Source organism: Nocardioides albus, from assembly GCF_014648255.1.
In the GTDB taxonomy this organism is placed as follows: domain Bacteria; phylum Actinomycetota; class Actinomycetes; order Propionibacteriales; family Nocardioidaceae; genus Nocardioides; species Nocardioides albus.
This window is the reverse complement of sequence record NZ_BMQT01000002.1, coordinates 169,022-186,182: the sequence shown is the minus strand read 5'-3', so window position 1 is coordinate 186,182 and position 17,161 is coordinate 169,022. Positions and strand designations below refer to the sequence as shown.

Genomic DNA, 17,161 nt, shown 5'->3' with positions numbered 1-17,161 from the left:
GTATCTGCTCTCGGCCTAGCCTTGGATTCCGGTGAACTCGGCGACCGTGCCTTGCGGGTCGCCATGCTTGACCAGCGCCTCGCCGACCAGGACCGCGCGGGCCCCTTCGGAGACGTGACGCTTGACGTCGGTGGCGGTGAAGATGCCCGACTCGGCGACCTTCACCCGGTCCTCGGGGATGAGCGGCGCGAGCCGTCCGAAGACGTCCTGGTCGATCTCCAATGTCTTCAGGTTGCGGGCGTTGACACCGATCAGATCGGCGCCGAGATCGACCGCCCGGGCGACCTCGGCCTCGTCGTGGGTCTCGACCAGCACGGTCAGCCCGAGCTCGCGCGCGTATTCATAGAGACTGCGCAGCGTGTCGTCGTCCAGCGCGGCGACGATCAGCAGCGCCAGGTCCGCGCCCGCGGCCCGGGCCTCGAGCAGCTGGTAGGGCTCGACGATGAAGTCCTTGCGCAGGATCGGCGTCTCGACGGCGGCCCGGACCGCGCGCAGATCGGCGAGAGACCCGCCGAAACGGCGCTCCTCGGTGAGCACCGAGATCGCGGCGGCACCACCTGCGGCGTACTTGGCGGCCAGCTCGGCCGGGTCAGGGATCTCGGCGAGAGCACCCTTGGAGGGGCTCTTCCGCTTCACCTCGGCGATCACGCTGCTGCCCGCCGCACGCAGGTGCGGCATCGGGTCGCGGGGCGCGTCGACGTCGGTCAGCCGGGCCCGCAGGTCCGCCTCCGACACCGTCGCCTGCCGCTGCGCCAGGTCCAGGCGTACGCCGTCGATGATCTTTTCGAGCACCGACATGTTTAAACCTCTCGTTTCCGGGTATGACCCACGTGCAAAGCCTCTCACCCGAGACGTGACACGCCCGATTTGGCGCCACAGTGCGGGCGGGAAACGTTAAGTTTCTCCCATCTCTACCCAACTCGCCTGACTTTGGAGGTCAGACACATGAGCTACGGAACACCGCCGCCGCCCCCGCAGTACGGGTCGCCGGCACCCGGGCAGCCCGGCCAGCCTGCGGGCAACAGCAAGAAGGCGATCTGGGCGCTCGTCCTCGGCATTCTCGGCCTCGTCTGCTGCGGCATCTTCACCGGAATCCCCGCTCTGATCCTCGGCAAGCAGGCGCAGGGCGAGATCGACGCCTCCGGCGGAGCGATCAGCGGGCGCGGGATGGCGACCGCTGGTTTCATCCTCGGGATCATCTCGATCGTCTGGACCGTCCTGGCGATCATCCTGTACGCCACCGGCGCGCTGAGCGTCAACGCCAACACCTACTGAGCACAGCTGCACATCAGCGAGGCCCCCGGCGGATCCGCCGGGGGCCTCGCTGTCTCACGGACTCAGTTCACAGGCTCAGTGTGACTCGGTGTTGAAGCCGAGCTTGGCGAGCACGATGAAGAGCAGGCCGCCGACGACGGTGACAGCCACACCGACCCAGAAGATGAACCAGCTGATCGGGTCGAGCATCATGGCGACGCTGCCGATCAGGAAGCCGAGGAGGCCGACCGCGACTGCGATCCAGGCTGCCGGGGTGTTGCCGTGGCTGGCGGACATGCGATGACTCCTCTACGAGTTCTTTTGCTTGGGTGCAGTGTATTCATTGATCCCCCGTCGTCGGGTCCCGACCCTCGTCCAACGACTTCCAGACGTCGATCGTGGACTGCTCCGCCAGCATGACACGCCCGAATCGCGGTCGCTCGCTCTCCCGAACCGTTAGGTTTCTCGCATCCGCTCACGCCCGCCTGACTTTGGAGACCAGACATGAGCTACGGAACACCGCCACCCCCGCCGCAATACGGTGCAGCACCCGGCTACGCGCAGGCTGGCGGCACGTCGGGGATGGCTATCGCATCACTGATCCTCGGCATCTTCGGGTTCATCTGTTGCACCGGGTTCGTCTTCAGCATCCTTGCCATCGTCTTCGCGATCATCGCCCGTAAGGACATTGCCGCTTCAGGCGGGGCCAAGGGCGGCGCCGGGATGGCGACCGCCGGTCTCGTCCTCGGCATTGTCGCGATGGTGATCGGCATCATCTACTGGCTGCTGGTCGTCGTCGGAGTGATTCCGATGACCTTCAACGGAGAGCGGATCAACTGAGCCCGCGAAACGGCGCGGTGTCGCCGTGTCTTCAGTCTTCGTCCGATGTCGGGTCCCGACCCTCGTCCAGGGTCTTCCAGACATCGATCGTGGACTGTTCCTCCAGCGGCTTCTGCTCGGGCTCAGCAGCGGCTGGGGCGTCGTACTTCCGTCCCATCTCGGGCCACGACGGCGCCAGGCGTAGAGCCGCGACGGCCGCGGCTACGGTCAAGAGCGCGCCGAGGAGTGCCAGATAGGGCCACAGAGTGGTCGCGTGCTCGGTCTCGCCCCACACGACCTCGGAGTCGATCGCCCGGCCGAGCGCGTCGATGCCGGGATGGCCGAAGAACGTGACTATCACACCGACGCCGGCTAGACCCGCGAGGCCGGCCACCAGGCGGCGTACGAGACCTCGGGTGACCAGAACCACACCCCAGGCAGCGAGCGCGACCAGGGCCAAGCCGGTGGTGGCCGGGGAGTCGTTGAGGTCGGCCGGCATCTGGGCCGGCGCGGTCACCTTGACCCACTCGTTGGAGCCGGCCCAGGCGGCCAGCGCCGCACCCGCGAGTCCGGCAGTGAGGGTCGGCCCGAAAGACCTCACGAAGCCGCACCCTGCGAGAGCAGCCCGGCGTCGAAACAGGTGTGGTCGCCGGTGTGGCAGGCAGGGCCGACCTGGTCGACCTTGAGCAGGATCGTGTCGCCGTCGCAGTCCAGGCGCACCTCCTTGACGTACTGGTGGTGACCGGAGGTCTCCCCCTTGACCCAGTACTCCTGCCGGCTGCGGGACCAGTACGTCGCCCGGCCGGTCGCGAGCGTGCGCGCCAGCGCCTCGTCGTCCATGTAGCCGAGCATCAGCACCTCGCCCGTGTCATGCTGCTGCACCACCGCGGGCACCAGCCCGTCGGGGTCGCGCTTGAGGCGGTCGGCGATGGCGGGGTCCAGCCCCTCGCTCGTGGATCTAGTCACGGCTCCAGTATCCCGCCGGGCAACAGCGCTGACACATCCGACCCCGAAGCGTCAGTTTCTGACGTCGAAGGGTCGATTTCTGAGCATGGCGCGAGTCTCGATGCCAGAAACTGACCTCTCGCGCTCAGAAACTGACCTCTCGGCGTCAGGAACTGACGGCTCGGCGCCCGGGCGGGCGGGGGTCAGGCGCCTTGCTGGGCGATCCAGGAGGCGTGCAGGCGTGCGTACGTCGAGCCTGGCTGCGCCACCAGGTCGGCGTGCGGGCCACGCTGGACGAGCTGGCCGGCGTCGATGACGAGCACCTCGTCGGCAGCCTCGGCGGTGGAGAGACGGTGGGCGATCGTCACCGATGTGCGACCGCTCATCAGCCGTTCCAGGGCGCGGTTGATCCGCATCTCCAGGCGCGGATCGACGGCCGAGGTGGCCTCGTCGAGGACGAGCAGATCGGGATCGGCGAGCTGGGCGCGCAGGAGTGCCACGAGCTGCCGCTCGCCGGCCGAGAGCGACTCGCCGCGCTGACCGACGTTGGTGCGGACGCCGGCCGGGAGGCCGGCCAGCCAGTCGCCCAGGCCGAGCACCCGGGCCGCCTCCACGATCTCGTCATCGGTGGCGTCCAGCCGCCCATAACGGACGTTGTCGGCGAGCGTGGAGTCGAAGAGGAAGCCCTCCTGCGGGACGAGCACGACGCTGGTGCGCAGCGAGGCGTTGCCGATCTCGCGTACGTCGACGCCGTCGAGCCGGACCTGCCCGTGCGTGACGTCCATGACCCGGGTGAGCAGCTTGGCGATCGTCGACTTCCCCGAGCCGGTCTCGCCGACCACGGCGACCCTACGTCCGGGCTCGATCCCGAAGGAGATGTCGTGCAGGACGGGGCGGCCGCCGGGGTAGGAGAAGGTGACGGCTTCGAACTCGATCGAGAGCGGGCCGCGGGGCAGGACGACGCCGCCCGGGCCCGGGTCGACGAGGTCTGCGGGCGTCTCCAGGATCCCGATCGTGCGCCGCCAGGAGGCGATCGCGTTCTGGGCGTCGGTGAGGATCTGGGTGCCCATCTGCACAGGCCCCACGAAGAGCGTCACCAGGAACGCGAACGCCAGGATCTCGCCGACGCTGAGCTCACCGCCGCTGCCCTGATAGGCGAGCGCCAGCAGCACACCGCCGACGATCACGCCGGCGTTGGCGAGCCCGCCGGAGAGGCCACCGAGGCTGAAGAAGATCGAGGTGTAGGCCTGTGCCTTGATCTGGGCGGCGCTGGTGGCGTCGATCTCGCGGTCGATCCGCTCCTGGGTGCGGTCCTCGACGGCGTAGGCCTTCACCACGGCAGCGCCGACGACCGGCTCGGAGACCGCGGAGAGCATCTTGGCGACCTGCCGACGCGACAGCGTGTAGGCCGCGGACAGCTTGCGCTGGAAGAAGCGCAGGCTCAGGAAGAGCGGGCCGAAGCAGAGCCACACCAGGATCGCGAGCTGCCAGGAGTAGACCACCATCACGACGGTGGCGATCAGCATCTGCCCGATGCTGACGATGAAGAGCAGACCGCCGAAGACGATGAACTGGCTGACCTGGTCGACGTCGCTGGTCACCCGCGAGACCAGGGCCCCGCGGTGCTCGGTCGACTGGGTCAGCATCGGCAGGTCGTGGACATGCCGGAAGGCCTTCGTACGCAGCGTCGCCAGACCCCGCTCGGCGGCGGTGAAGAGCCGGCTGGTCATCATGAACGACGCCCAACCCGTGACGGCGATGGCGACCACCGCGATGAGGCCGGCGCGCAGGACGTAGCCGAGGTCAGGACCGTCCGGGCCGCTCAGTCCGTTGTCGAGGGTCTGCTGGACCACGACGGGCACGACGACCTGGCCGACGCTCGCGAGCACGGCCAGCACCATGGTGCCGCGGATGCCCTCGACCAGCTCCGGTGAGTGCTTGATGCCTCGGCGGATGGTCTCGATGGCGCCGAGGTCCTCGCCTGTGCCGACCCGGGTCTCGGGCTCGAGAGTTGTCGTCACTGGGCCACCTCCGGGGTCTCGTAGGCGTTGACCAGGCGCGCGTAGGACTCGTCGCGCGCGAGCAGCTCGGCGTGGGTGCCGCGGTCGCGGACGCGGCCGCCCTCGAGATGGACGACCTCGTCGGCGAGCGCGATCGTGGCCTTGCGGTAGGCGACCACGACGAGACTGGTGTCACCGGCCCCGCTCCGCAGCGCGGCGAGGATGCGCTGCTCGACCTCGGGGTCGACCGCCGAGGTCGCGTCGTCGAGGATCAGCAGCCGCGGGCGGCGTACCAGGGCTCGGGCCAGCGCCAGGCGCTGACGTTGGCCACCGGAGAGGCTCGCACCCCGCTCGCCGAGAGTGGTGTCGAGCCCCTTCGGGAGTGCCGTGACGAAACCGTCGGCCTGGGCCGCCTTGAGCGCGGACCAGACCTCGTCGTCGGTGACGTCGGCCCCGAGAGTGACGTTGCCGCGAACGGAGTCGTCGAAGACGAAGGCTGTCTGCGGCACCAGGGCCGCCACCTTGGCCCACTCCCCCGCCTGCAGGTCGCGCAGGTCCGTGCCGTCCAGGATGATCCGGCCCGCTTCCGGGTCGACCAGCCGGGCCAGCAGCATCGTCAGGGTGCTCTTGCCGGAGGCCGTCTCGCCGACGATCGCCACCGTGCGCCCGGGCTCGACGTCGAAGTCGACCCCGTCGAGGAGCGTCGGACCATCGGCGTACGCATAGGAGACGCCGTCGACCCGGACGCGCGCGCCGCTCGAATCACGGTGGGTCTTCGCCGTGCCGTAGGCCAGGCGTCCGGTTGCGTCCAGCACCTGCTGCACCCGCCGGTAGCCGACCACGCTGCGCGGGAACTCCCCCAGCAGCCAGCCGAAGGAGCGGATCGGGAAGGCGACGATGGTGAGCAGGAAGCCGATCTGGACGACGTCGCCGGGCGCGGCGGCGCCGCTGGAGACTCGGCCGACACCGACTGCCAGGACGGCGAGGACCCCGACGTTGGGCAGTGCGGCCAGGATCGGGTCGAACGCGGCGCGGATCCGGCCGGCGCGGATGTTGACGTCGCGCAGCTCTTGGGCCTTGTCCTGGAAGCGGGTGGTCTCCTCCGCCTCGCGACCCAGCGTCTTGACGACGAGCGCGCCGTCGAAGGACTCGTGGGCGATCCCGGAGAGCTCCGCGCGCAGCTGCTGGGCGCGGGTCATCAACGGGGAGGAGAAGCGCTGGAAGACCAGGTTGGCGACCACGACCAATGGGAAGACGAGGATCGCGACCGACGCCAGCACGACGTCGGTCCAGAACATCTGCCCGATCGCGATCACCATCATCGCGAGGGTGCCGACCGCCATCGGCAGCGGCGCGATCGGCGCCCAGGACGCCTCGACGTCGGAGTTGGCGTTGGAGAGCAGCTGACCCGTCGGGTGCCGGTGGTGCCAGGCGAGCGGGAGCGCCAGGTACTGCCGAGTGACCGCGCGGCGCGAGTGCGCCTGCATGCGGTACTGCATCACGCCGGCGCCCAGCCGGCGCGCCACCACCCCGACCGCACGCAGGATCGCGACGCCCACGAAGAGCCCGACCACGGCCCACAGCCAGCCGGCGGCGATCTCGCCGTCACGAAGCGCGGGCACCAGCACGTGGTCGGTGGACCAGCCCAGCACCCAGGCATCGGCGACGGTCAGCGCGCCGAAGAGCGCGGATCCGAGGGTCGAGAGCGTGAAGACCGCCCACTCGCGTCGGATGGCGACTCCGAGGACCTTGAACCCGTCGGTCGTGGTGGCCCGCTGGGGTGTTGGATCCTCGTCACTCATCTCGAGGTAAAGCCTAGGACAGCACCGCGAATGCGACGAATCTTTTAAGACCGCCCATCGCCGGATGGCTGGATAGGGTGCGAGCGTGGCTTCCTTCGCGCGCTCCGAGCGCCTCGCCCTGTGTGACACCGCCGTCTCGCTCGGGCCAGCGGCCCCGACGCTCTGCGAGGGTTGGGACGTCAAGGACCTGCTCGTGCACCTGCTGGTGCGGGAGCGACGCCCGTGGGCCGCGGCGGGCATCTTCCTGCCGCCGCTCGCGCCCCTGCTGAGGAAGTCCGAGGCTGCGTACGCCGCCCAGCCGCTCGAGGATCTCGCCGTTCGTCTCCGCGATCCGAAGGGCACGCTCTACTCGATCGCGCCGATCGACAGGATGATCAACACGGTGGAGCTCTTCGTCCACCACGAGGATCTCCGGCGCGCCCAGAGCGGCTGGGCGCCACGTACGCTGCCCGCCGCCGCCGAGCGTGACCTCTGGCGCACCTTGAAGCTGCTCGGCAAGGGCCTGGTCCGGTCCGCGGGCACACCGGTGGTGGTCAGCAACGGCACCGACACCGCCACTCTCCGCGGCGGCGACGAGCCGGTGACCGTCACGGGGCCGGCCAGCGAGCTCATGCTCTTCTGCTTCGGACGGCACCAGGTGCGCGGGCTGTCCTTCGACGGGCCCGCGGAGAAGATCACTCAGCTGGAGAACGCCAGCCTCGGCTTCTGAGCGTGGTAGTCGGCGTTCCGCTCAGCGGGCCGCTGCGGGCGTGGCGCCCGTAACCTCCGTACGACTCGCGGGGTTGTAGTCGAGATGACCGAGTCCCCCAGGAGGTCCACGATGCGTCGTGCGGCAGCAGTCACCGTCGCCATGCTCTTCGTCTTCTCGCTCACCGCAGCCGTCCCCGCCCTGAGCGCGACCGCGCCGACGACGCTGCGCGACGTGATGATCGTGGGCAACAACTGGGACGGGACGGCCTCGATCGTCGATGCTCGCACCCTCGAGGTGGTGCGCAAGGGCATCGATCTGGTCCCGGACAAGGACGAGGAGATCGCCGAGATCCACCAGGACCCCGAGCGGCTGGCGATGTACTACCTGGTCCGCTACGGCCCCGGTGAAGGCAACGACCAGCTCGTGGACGACATGTTCACCACGCGGGACGGCAAGCTGCTGGCGGTCTCCCGGCCCAGCCTCGCCGACGTGGTCTGGATCGACATCGAGAAGGCGCTCGCGGGCTCACCCGACTCCGTCGTGGTCGAGCAGCAGATGGACGGCCACCGCACCGACCACATGGGCCTCTCCCCCGACGGCACCAAGCTGCTGGTCTCCGACTCGACCTCGCGCTCGGTGCACGAGTACTGGATGGGCGGCGCGGGTGACCCGCGGACGGGCGAGCGGCTGCGTACGTTCGAGTCGGGCGAGACGCCCCACGAGAACAACTACTCGAAGGACGGCTCGCGGATCTTCCACGCCTCCATCGGCCGCGTCTACCTGCCCGGCGACCAGAAGGAGATCTCCCTCGACTCGCTGCCGCTGCTCAACCTCGACCAGCTCGGGCTCGGCACCATCCCGGGGACCGACCTGCTCCCGCCGATCAAGATCGGCCCGATCCACGACGCGATCAAGGGCGACCGCTGGTTCGAGATCGTCGACGAGTCCACCTTCGAGGTCTCCCAGCGCTGGGAGATGGGCAAGGAGCTGGAGGAGGCCGGCTACGCCTCGATCTCCTCGGCCGTACGCCCCATGGCGGTCGCGCCGGGCGAGCGGTTCATCTACTTCCAGATGTCGTTCCTGCACGGGATCGTCGAGTTCGACACCCAAGCGGCCGACATCGACGAGAAGGTCGGCTACTCCACCGGCTCCGTCGAGGAGCCCCGCACCGGCGCCGTCACGCGGGTCATCCCGCTGCCCAAGCGGACCAAGCTGCCGCGCGAGCTCTATGTCAATGACTCCGCCCACCACGGTCTCTCGATCGACGCCAAGGGCAAGACGCTGTGCGCCGCGGGCACGATGGACGACTATGTCGCGATGGTCGACCGCACGACCGGCGAGTTCACGACGCTGGACGAGGCGACCACCGGCAATTACTACGGCAAGCCCTACTGGACCACCGAGGGCCTCGGCAACACCTGCTGGGCGTCGTTGTCGGACGCCGACGCGGTCGCGGTGATCGACTTCCGCACCGGCGAGGAGCTCGCCTACCTGGACGTCGGCAACCATCCCCAGCGCGTACGCCACGGGCAGGTCCCGAGCTCGCTGCTGGGATAGAGCCCGCGCGAGGGGGCGCAGATTCCCGCCATGGCGGGATCTGCCGCGGGCGATCCGTCAGCGAACAGGCGCGCCAGCGCCGGAGAGCGCCTGCTTGACCTCGCCGATGCGCACCTTGCCGAAGTGGAAGATGGTGGCTGCAAGGACGGCGTCCGCGCCGGCGTCGACGGCGGGCGGAAAGTGCTCGGCCTTCCCCGCTCCTCCGGAGGCGATGACCGGGACGGTCACCTCGCTGCGTACGGCCTTGATCAGGTCGATGTCGAAGCCGTCCTCGGTGCCGTCGGCGTCCATCGCGTTGAGCAGGATCTCGCCGGCCCCGAGCTCGACGGCCTTCGCGGCCCACTCGATCGCGTCGATCCCGGCCGACTTGCGGCCGCCGTGGGTGGTCACCTCGAAACCGGAGTCGGTGGCCGGCGCCCGCCGGGCGTCGACGGAGAGCACCAGCACCTGGTTGCCGAACCGGTCGGCGATCTCGGCGATCAGCTCGGGGCGGTCGATGGCCGCGGTGTTGACCGCGATCTTGTCCGCACCGGCACGGAGCATCCGGTCCACGTCGTCGACGCTGCGGATGCCGCCGCCGACGGTGAGCGGGATGAAGACCTGCTCAGCGGTGCGGGTGACGATCTCGAGCGTCGTCGCGCGGCCCTCGTGGGAGGCGGAGATGTCGAGGAAGGTGAGCTCGTCGGCGCCTTCCTTGTCGTACGTCTCGGCCAGCTCCACCGGGTCGCCGGCGTCGCGCAGCTCCTTGAAGTTGATCCCCTTGACGACACGACCGGCGTCGACGTCGAGGCAAGGGATGACGCGTACTGCCAAACTCATGACTGGTCTCCGCGCGGCCGGCCGAGGGTGAGGTCGAGCGCGTCGGCGAGGTCGAGAGACCCGGTGTAGAGCGCCGTGCCGGCGATCGCACCCTCCACGCCGATCTCCACCAGGCCCATCAGCGCCTCGATGTCGTCGATGGTGGTCACTCCCCCGCTCGCCACGACCGGACGGTCGGTGGCCTCGCAGACCGCACGCAGCAGGTCGAGGTTGGGGCCCTGGAGCATGCCGTCCTTGTTGACGTCGGTGACGACGTAGCGCGCGCAGCCCTCGGAGTCGAGGCGGGCGAGGGTCTCGTAGAGGTCTCCGCCGTCCTTGGTCCAGCCGCGCGCGGCGAGGGTTCGGCCGCGTACGTCCAGGCCCACCGCGACCCGGTCGCCGTAGGTCGCGATCGCCTGGCGGGTCCACTCCGGGTTCTCCAGCGCGGCGGTGCCGATGTTGACGCGCCGGCAACCGGTCGCCATCGCGGCCTCGAGCGACTCGTCGTCGCGGATTCCGCCGCTCATCTCGACCTTGATGTCGAGCTTGCCGACGATCCCGGCGAGGATCTCGCGGTTGTTGCCGTGGCCGAACGCGGCGTCGAGGTCGACCAGATGGATCCACTCGGCGCCGGTCTCCTGCCACCTCAGCGCGGCCTCGAAGGGATCGCCGAACCGCTTCTCCGACCCGTCCACGCCCTGAACGAGCTGAACGGCCTGGCCGCCCTTCACATCGACGGCCGGCAGAAGCTCGAGGTAGTCACCCATGGGGACGATCCTATGTTCTGTACGCCGCCACCCCCGCCCCGCCGTCGGGCTGCGAGACGGTGTCTGTTCGTCAAGGTATGCAGGCCAACCGTTGCTTCCCTCGCGGAGTTCCGCACGGGAAGCGTCGCTTCGGCTGCACACCTAGACGAACCAGCCGCCTCAGCGAGGCGCCAGCACCTCGACCTCGTACGCATCGGGGTCCGTCATCTTGGCCCACCGCCCGTCCCCATAGGTCTCTGCGACCAGCGTGGCGCCGAGCCCGACGAGGCGACGGATCTCACCGGCAGGACCGGTGTCCTCGGGCGCGATCAGGTCGAAGCGGAACCGGTCCCGCGGCCCGCGCGGCACCGGCGGCGGTCCGCCCCACGCGACCTTGGCGCTGCCCGACGGGGCCGCGACCGCGGTCTCGCCGTGCTGGTCCCAGACCAGCGGCCAGCCGAGCGCCGCGCTCCAGAAAGTCCCGTTCTCCCGCGACCCGTCGGCGGCGACCTCTCCCAGGAAACCCGTCCCGGCCAGCCACTTGTTGCCCGCCGGGATCACGCACAGCTCGTTGCCCTCAGGGTCGCCGAGCACGATGTGGTCTTCCTCCGGCCGCTGGCCCACGTCGAGATGGGTCGCGCCGAGTCCGATCAGTCGATCGACGGTCCGCTGCTGGTCGCCCGGCAACCTGCTGGTCAGATGGAGATGATGCGGGTTCGCCAGCGTCTTCGGCTCCTGTGTCGGCAGGAACCGGATCAGGAGGTCGTCCTCCGTCCGCGGCAGCAGCCTGATCTCCTCGCCTCCGACCTCAGCCTCTCGGCCGAGCGCCGCGGCCCAGAACTCCGCTACCCGCTCCGGATCGATGGCGTCGATGCAGATTCCGAACCGGCGAGGTGTCATGGCGGGCAACCTAGGTACGACATGCCTCGTACGCAACCGGTTTCACAGCCGCGCTGACGGGTCAGTCCGTGTCGCCCGAGCTCGCCGCCACGGCGGCTAGCTTGGCGAGCCCCTTCTCCATGTCGGGCGCGATCGCTTTCTCCATCGGGTAGACCTTGGACACCAGGCTCACCAGGCGACCCAGCGACCCCGCGTGGGTCCAGATCACCTGCGTACCATCAGCGACGGTGGCCAGGTCGAAGCTCACCGTGCTCCGACTCTTGAACGGCTTCAGGAACTCCAGCGCGACCTCGATGCGGTCCGGTCTCGACTCGATGATCTCCATCGCACCGGCACCCGCGCGCTTGTTTCCTGACCAGGCATAACGCGCCCCGAGACCAGCGTCCGCACCCGAGTAGGTGCGTGACATGTCAGGATCGAGCTCCTCCCATGGCGACCACGCCGGCCACTCGCGGAAGTCGTCGATCAGGGCGTGCACCCTCCCGATGTCACACGGCAGCACGGCGGACCTGGAGACCTCGTAGTCGGTCATGTCCCTGACCCTACCTCCGGCGGCGATCAGATCCGCGCCACGCGGAGCCGCATCTGGGTTGATCGGCCGCGCTCCTCATCGACCTCGAAACCGAGCCGTTCATAGAGGCGACGAGCACGTGGATTGGTGTGGAGGACCCGGAGAACCAGATCCTGCCCGGACGTAGCCGCCCGCGCTGCGACCAGCACGATGGCAGCGCTGCCGAAGCCATGATCCTGCTGGTCAGGCCGGATCGCGATGTCCCGGATCGTGAGGTCGGTTCCGTCGTCGGTGACCCGGATGTACCCGACACGCGCTCCGCCACCATCGAGAAGAGCAGAGACCGAGCCAGACGCGAGCGCAGACAACTGCGCGGCATACAGCTCATCGTCGGTCCGGCCGGTGGCCGCCGCATGGTCTGCGTGGAGCGTCACCCGATAGAGATCCCAGACCCATCCGATGTCGTCGGTCCCCAGCGCTTCGATGTGCGGGCCCACGATTCGCGACCGTACCCGATCGTACGAGTGGGGGCTTGGTTACCCGACCACCGACCACGAAGAGGCGCGATCTGGCGGCGACACGCCGACGCCCCGGCGTGTCGCAGCCAGATCAAGACTCGAAGTGGTCGCCAACAGCGCGAGCGGCGCGACTGCCGTAGGTGCCGCTGGTCAGCGTGGCGTACGAGCGGCTGACGATCTCCTCGAGAACATTCAGATCGACGGCGGCCATGTCCTTGAGGTAAAGGCAGCCGACGCCGGTGGTATGCGGGCCGAGGCGGGCGAGGAGCTCCTCGTGGGTGGAGATGCCGTCGTTGAGGTAGACGACCGAGGCGGCCTTGCGCGGCGAGAAGCTCGCGGCCGGAGCATCGCCCTCGGTGCCGCTGGCGTACTTGTAGTGGTACTCACCGAAGCCCACGATCGCGGTGCCGAACATCCTCGGTTCTACCCCGGTCGCGCGCCGCAGCAGGTCAAGCAGCGTCTTCGCGTCCGTGCGCCGCTTTTCCGGCGAGACGGCCTCGACGAAACTCACCGGGTCGGCGTCGGTCCAGGTCGTCTTCGCCATCGGTCCACCTTAACGGCGGAAAAGCATCGTGTAGACCACAGGCGCGACCAGCACCGACGCGATGGCTGAGAAGACCACCGTGCCGACGTCCTCGGTGACGAGGTAGACGAGCGCGTTGAGGAGGAGCAGGACGACGATCAGGATCCGTACGTTGCGCCGCCGGCGCTCCGCGAGCGGGCTCGCGGGACGGGACCGGCGAGCCGGGATCCACTCGGCCAACCGCGCCTTCCGAGCCCGACGAGCGGCCTCCTTGGCCTGGCGAGCGGCCCTCTCCTCAGCGGCGGCCGCGGCCAGCCGCTCCCGTTCGGCGCGGGCCTTCGCCCGGGCTCCGGTCTGGGCCACCTAGGCCGCCTTCAGGGAGAGCACCCAGTTGCGTAGGACCGCGGCGCCGGCGTCCCCGGACTTCTCCGGGTGGAACTGGGTAGCGGTCAGCGGACCGTTCTCCACGGCCGCGACGAATCGGTCGCCACCGTGCTCGGCCCAGGTGACCAGCGGTGCGACGGTGCGGTCGTTGGTGACCAGGGTCCAGTCGCGCACGCCGTAGGAGTGCACGAAGTAGAACCGCTCCTTCTCGACCCCCGCGAACAGCGAGGTTCCGGACGGTACGTCGAGCGTGTTCCAGCCCATGTGCGGCACGATCGGCGCTTGCAGGCGTTCGACGACGCCCGGCCACTCGCCGCATCCCTCGGTCTCGACACCGTGCTCGATCCCGGTCTCGAAGAGGATCTGCATCCCTACGCAGATCCCCATCACGGGACGTCCGCCGGCCAGCCGCCGGGCGATGATCCGCTCGCCGCGGATCGCGCGCAGGCCCTTCATGCAGGCCTCGAACGCGCCCACGCCGGGCACCAGCAGCCCATCGGCCGCCATCGCGGCGTCGAGGTCACCGGTCAGCTCGACCGAGGCACCGGCGCGCTCGACGGCGCGGACGGCGGAGCGTACGTTCCCGGAGCCATAGTCGAGCACGACCACCGACGGCGCACTCATAGGGCACCCTTCGTCGACGGGACCCCGGTCTCGCGCGGGTCGTAGGCGATCGCGTCGCGGAACGCCCGCGCGAACGCCTTGAACTGCGTCTCCACGATGTGGTGCGGCTCGCGCCCGGCGAGCACGTTGACGTGCAGCGTCAGGTGGGCGTGGTGGGCGATGGAGTCGAAGACGTGCTGGGTCAGGGAGCCGAGGTAGGGCACCCCGGAGCCGCCGAGCAGCACGTACTGCTGGCCCTCCGGCTCACCGGTGTGGACCGAGTAGGGCCGCCCGGAGACGTCGACGACGCAGCGTACGAGCGCCTCGTCGAGCGGCAGGGTCGCGTCGCCGTAGCGGCGGATGCCCTTCTTGTCCCCCAGTGCCTCGCGAAGACACTGACCGAGCACGATCGCGGTGTCCTCGACGGTGTGGTGGGCGTCGATGTGCACGTCGCCCTCGGAGTGCACGGTGAGGTCGACCAGCGAGTGCCGCCCGAAGGCGGTCAGCATGTGGTCGTAGAACCCGACGCCGGTCGAGACGTCGACCCGTCCGGTGCCGTCGAGGTTCACCTCGACGACGACCTTCGACTCCGAGGTCTCCCGCTCGATGCGGGCAGTCCTTGCCGAACTCATGCGCGTGCTCCGTTCACATCGGTCAAAGCTTGTCTGAAAGCGTCCATCTCGTCGGGCGTCCCGACCGAGACCCGCAGCCATCCGTCGGGGCCGGTCTCGCGGATCAGCACGCCGCGGTCGAGCAGCCCCTGCCAGACCGCGTGCCGGTCGGCGTAGCGCCCGAAGAGGACGAAGTTGGCGTCCGAGTCGGCGACCTCGAGCCCCTGCTCACGCAGCCACTCGACCAGTGTGTCCCGCTCCTCGCGAAGATTGGCCACGTAGCCGAGCAGCTCCGGCGCGTGCCGCAGAGCCGCGCTCGCCGCCGCCTGGGTGACCGCCGAGAGGTGGTAGGGCAAGCGTACGACCCGGATCGCGTCACAGATCGCCGGGTCGGCCGCCAGGTAGCCGAGCCGCAGACCGGCCCCGGCGAACGCCTTCGACATGGTGCGGGTGACCACCAGGTTGCGGTGCTCGGAGAGGAGCTCCAGCGCCGAGGGCACCCCGGTCCGCCGGAACTCGCCGTAGGCCTCGTCGACCACGACGATCCCGCCGTCCCCAACGGCCTCGCACAGCACCGTGACGGCCTCCGGCGGAAGCGCGGTGCCGGTGGGGTTGTTGGGGCTCGGGAGGAGCACGACGTGGGGCCGGGTCTCCTCGACCAGCGCGCGCGCCTTCTCCAGATCGATCGCGAAGTCGCTCTCGCGGTGTCCGACGACCCACTCGGTGTTGGTGTCGCGGGCGTACTCCGGATACATCGAGTAGGTCGGCGCGAAGCTGATCGCGGTGCGCCCGGGACCGCCGAAGGCCTGCAGCAGCTGCAGCATCACCTCGTTGGACCCGTTGGCCGCCCACACCTGCTCCGGTGCGATCTGCGCCTCCACATCCGAGGAGAGGTACGCAGCCAGCCCCTCCCGGAGCGCGACGAACTCACGGTCCGGGTAGCGGTTGAGCGTGCGCGCCGCCTCTCCGACGCTGGCCGCGATGTCGGCGACCGTCTCGGCGGAGGGCTGGTAGGGGTTCTCGTTGACGTTGAGCTGGACCGGGACGTCCAGCTGCGGAGCTCCGTAGGGCTCGATCCCGGCGAGCTCGGCACGGATCGGCGGCCAGCTGGTCACGAGAACCTCACCGACACCGCCGCGCCGTGACCCGGCAGGTCCTCGGCCTCGGCGAGCGTGACCACGTGGTCCTTGACCGCCGCGAGGCCCTCACGGGAGTAGTCGACGACGTGGATCGACTTGGTGAAGGCCCGCACCGAGAGCCCTGATGAGTGGCAGGCGCAGCCGCCGGTGGGCAGCACGTGGTTGGACCCGGCGCAGTAGTCACCCAGTGACACCGGAGCGTAGGAACCGACGAAGATCGCGCCGGCGTTGCGGATCCGGCCGGCGACCTGTGCGGCGTCGGCGGTGTGGATCTCGAGGTGCTCGGCGGCGTACGCGTTCACGACGTCGACGCCCTGGTCGACGTCGTCGACCAGCACGATGCCCGACTGGGCGCCGGTCAGCGACGTACGGATCCGCTCGACGTGCTTGGTCGCGGCGACCTGCTTGTCGAGCTCGGCCTCCACGTCTGCGGCAAGCGTCTCGGAGTCGGTGACCAGCACCGAGGCGGCCAGCGGGTCGTGCTCGGCCTGGGAGATCAGGTCGGCGGCGACGTAGGCGGCCTCGGCGGTCTCGTCGGCGAGGATCGCGATCTCGGTCGGACCCGCCTCGGAGTCGATCCCGACCTGCCCCTTGAGCAGGCGTTTTGCGGTGACCACGTAGATGTTGCCGGGACCGGTGACCATGTCGACGCGCTCGCACGGCTCGATCCCGTAGGCGAACATCGCGATCGCCTGGGCGCCACCGACGGCGTAGACCTCATCGACACCCAGCAGCGCGCACGCGGCCAGGATGGTCGGCTGCGGCAGGCCGCCGAACTCTTTCTGCGGCGGCGAGGCCAGCGCGATCGAAGGAACCCCGGCGACCTGCGCCGGGACGACGTTCATCAGTACCGAGGAGACCAGCGGAGCCAGACCACCAGGCACATAGAGCCCCACGCGCCCCACCGGCACCTTGCGGTGCGTCACCCGGGCGCCGGGCGCCAGGTCGGTGACCGCGTCCTGCTCGAGCTCGGCCGCACAGGTCGTACGCAGCCGCGCGATCGACTCCTCGAGCCCGGCCCGGATCGCCGGGTCGAGCTCGTCGAGGGCCTTGGTCAGGGCAGCGGCCGGAACCCGGATGTCGTCGACGCGTACGCCGTCGAACTTCTCGGAGAACTCGGCGATCGCCTCGGCACCGCGCTCGCGGACGGCGTCGATGATCGGCTGCACCGCATGAGTGGCCGCCTCGATGTCGAACTCGGCGCGCGGAACGGCGGCGCGGTAGTCGATGGTCGAAGCGGAGCCTCTGTCGGCACCCCTCAGGTCGATGCGGCGGATCATGCCTCAAGTCTACGAGTGAGCCACCCGGGGAGCCGATCTGCCGACGCCACGTGGACGTCGGCGGGCGCCTTTCGCCGCGG

General features: G+C 69.5%; 21 protein-coding genes. 4 read left to right on the top strand and 17 right to left on the bottom strand.

Going from position 1 to position 17,161, the window contains the following annotated elements; genetic code table 11:
- Positions 1-15: 15 nt before the first annotated feature.
- Positions 16-798 (bottom strand): indole-3-glycerol phosphate synthase TrpC, encoded by a 783-nt coding sequence (gene trpC, locus IEY84_RS04235; protein WP_183545260.1) that lies wholly within the window; start codon positions 796-798, stop codon positions 16-18.
- Positions 799-945: 147 nt separating this feature from the next.
- On the opposite strand from trpC, the gene IEY84_RS04230 reads away from it, so the two are divergent.
- Positions 946-1,275 carry a DUF4190 domain-containing protein gene (locus IEY84_RS04230; RefSeq protein WP_183545261.1) on the top strand — a complete coding sequence of 110 codons (330 nt, stop codon included), beginning with the start codon at positions 946-948 and terminating at the stop codon, positions 1,273-1,275.
- Between the two features lie 75 nt (positions 1,276-1,350).
- On the opposite strand, the gene IEY84_RS04225 is transcribed toward IEY84_RS04230, so the two are convergent.
- The gene (locus IEY84_RS04225; RefSeq protein WP_179657199.1) at positions 1,351-1,551 is read right to left on the bottom strand and encodes an HGxxPAAW family protein; all 201 of its coding nucleotides are present in this window, start codon (positions 1,549-1,551) and stop codon (positions 1,351-1,353) included.
- Between the two features lie 207 nt (positions 1,552-1,758).
- Here IEY84_RS04225 and IEY84_RS04220 point away from each other — a divergent pair, with 207 nt between their 5' ends.
- Positions 1,759-2,094 (top strand): DUF4190 domain-containing protein, encoded by a 336-nt coding sequence (locus IEY84_RS04220; RefSeq protein ID WP_183545262.1) that lies wholly within the window; start codon positions 1,759-1,761, stop codon positions 2,092-2,094.
- Between the two features lie 31 nt (positions 2,095-2,125).
- On the opposite strand, the gene IEY84_RS04215 is transcribed toward IEY84_RS04220, so the two are convergent.
- From IEY84_RS04215 to IEY84_RS04200, 4 genes are all read right to left on the bottom strand, one after another.
- Positions 2,126-2,674 (bottom strand): Trp biosynthesis-associated membrane protein, encoded by a 549-nt coding sequence (locus tag IEY84_RS04215; protein ID WP_183545263.1) that lies wholly within the window; start codon positions 2,672-2,674, stop codon positions 2,126-2,128.
- On the bottom strand, positions 2,671-3,039 hold the full coding sequence (gene hisI, locus IEY84_RS04210; protein WP_183545264.1) for a phosphoribosyl-AMP cyclohydrolase: 369 nt from the start codon (positions 3,037-3,039) through the stop codon (positions 2,671-2,673). The genes IEY84_RS04215 and hisI overlap by 4 nt, the downstream gene beginning before the upstream one ends.
- A 182-nt stretch (positions 3,040-3,221) precedes the next feature.
- Entirely contained in the window at positions 3,222-5,039 is a 1,818-nt protein-coding gene (locus IEY84_RS04205) for an ABC transporter ATP-binding protein (protein ID WP_183545265.1), read from the bottom strand.
- Positions 5,036-6,820 carry an ABC transporter ATP-binding protein gene (locus tag IEY84_RS04200; RefSeq protein WP_183545266.1) on the bottom strand — a complete coding sequence of 595 codons (1,785 nt, stop codon included), beginning with the start codon at positions 6,818-6,820 and terminating at the stop codon, positions 5,036-5,038. Before IEY84_RS04200 ends, IEY84_RS04205 begins: the two co-directional genes overlap by 4 nt.
- Before the next feature lie 85 nt (positions 6,821-6,905).
- Here IEY84_RS04200 and IEY84_RS04195 point away from each other — a divergent pair, with 85 nt between their 5' ends.
- Both IEY84_RS04195 and IEY84_RS04190 read left to right on the top strand, forming a co-directional pair.
- Positions 6,906-7,529: a TIGR03085 family metal-binding protein gene (locus tag IEY84_RS04195; protein ID WP_183545267.1), complete on the top strand. Its 624-nt coding sequence runs from the start codon at positions 6,906-6,908 to the stop codon at positions 7,527-7,529.
- 111 nt (positions 7,530-7,640) lie between these two features.
- Entirely contained in the window at positions 7,641-9,068 is a 1,428-nt protein-coding gene (locus IEY84_RS04190) for a YncE family protein (protein WP_183545268.1), read from the top strand.
- Positions 9,069-9,125: 57 nt separating this feature from the next.
- Here the strand turns inward: IEY84_RS04190 and hisF are convergent, their stop codons facing one another.
- The 11 genes from hisF to hisD form a co-directional block, all read right to left on the bottom strand.
- Positions 9,126-9,887 (bottom strand): imidazole glycerol phosphate synthase subunit HisF, encoded by a 762-nt coding sequence (hisF, locus tag IEY84_RS04185; protein WP_183545269.1) that lies wholly within the window; start codon positions 9,885-9,887, stop codon positions 9,126-9,128.
- Entirely contained in the window at positions 9,884-10,633 is a 750-nt protein-coding gene (priA, locus tag IEY84_RS04180; protein WP_183545270.1) for a bifunctional 1-(5-phosphoribosyl)-5-((5-phosphoribosylamino)methylideneamino)imidazole-4-carboxamide isomerase/phosphoribosylanthranilate isomerase PriA, read from the bottom strand. Before priA ends, hisF begins: the two co-directional genes overlap by 4 nt.
- A 159-nt stretch (positions 10,634-10,792) precedes the next feature.
- Positions 10,793-11,512, bottom strand: coding sequence for a VOC family protein (locus tag IEY84_RS04175; protein ID WP_183545271.1), 720 nt, complete (start codon positions 11,510-11,512; stop codon positions 10,793-10,795).
- 61 nt (positions 11,513-11,573) lie between these two features.
- Positions 11,574-12,044, bottom strand: a complete 471-nt coding sequence (locus IEY84_RS04170) for an SRPBCC family protein (RefSeq protein WP_183545272.1) — start codon at positions 12,042-12,044, stop codon at positions 11,574-11,576.
- Positions 12,045-12,070: 26 nt separating this feature from the next.
- Complete coding sequence (locus IEY84_RS04165) at positions 12,071-12,520, bottom strand: GNAT family N-acetyltransferase (RefSeq protein WP_221208749.1); 450 nt, start codon at positions 12,518-12,520, stop codon at positions 12,071-12,073.
- Positions 12,521-12,632: 112 nt separating this feature from the next.
- A complete protein-coding gene (locus IEY84_RS04160; RefSeq protein ID WP_183545273.1) occupies positions 12,633-13,085 on the bottom strand; it encodes a DUF1801 domain-containing protein in 453 nt (150 codons plus the stop codon).
- Positions 13,086-13,094: 9 nt separating this feature from the next.
- Complete coding sequence (locus tag IEY84_RS04155) at positions 13,095-13,427, bottom strand: hypothetical protein (RefSeq protein WP_183545274.1); 333 nt, start codon at positions 13,425-13,427, stop codon at positions 13,095-13,097.
- Positions 13,428-14,072 (bottom strand): imidazole glycerol phosphate synthase subunit HisH, encoded by a 645-nt coding sequence (hisH, locus tag IEY84_RS04150; RefSeq protein WP_183545275.1) that lies wholly within the window; start codon positions 14,070-14,072, stop codon positions 13,428-13,430.
- Positions 14,069-14,683, bottom strand: coding sequence for an imidazoleglycerol-phosphate dehydratase HisB (hisB, locus tag IEY84_RS04145; RefSeq protein ID WP_183545276.1), 615 nt, complete (start codon positions 14,681-14,683; stop codon positions 14,069-14,071). The genes hisH and hisB overlap by 4 nt, the downstream gene beginning before the upstream one ends.
- Positions 14,680-15,777: a histidinol-phosphate transaminase gene (locus tag IEY84_RS04140; RefSeq protein WP_183545277.1), complete on the bottom strand. Its 1,098-nt coding sequence runs from the start codon at positions 15,775-15,777 to the stop codon at positions 14,680-14,682. The genes hisB and IEY84_RS04140 overlap by 4 nt, the downstream gene beginning before the upstream one ends.
- Complete coding sequence (gene hisD, locus IEY84_RS04135) at positions 15,774-17,081, bottom strand: histidinol dehydrogenase (protein WP_183545278.1); 1,308 nt, start codon at positions 17,079-17,081, stop codon at positions 15,774-15,776. The genes IEY84_RS04140 and hisD overlap by 4 nt, the downstream gene beginning before the upstream one ends.
- Positions 17,082-17,161: the final 80 nt, after the last annotated feature.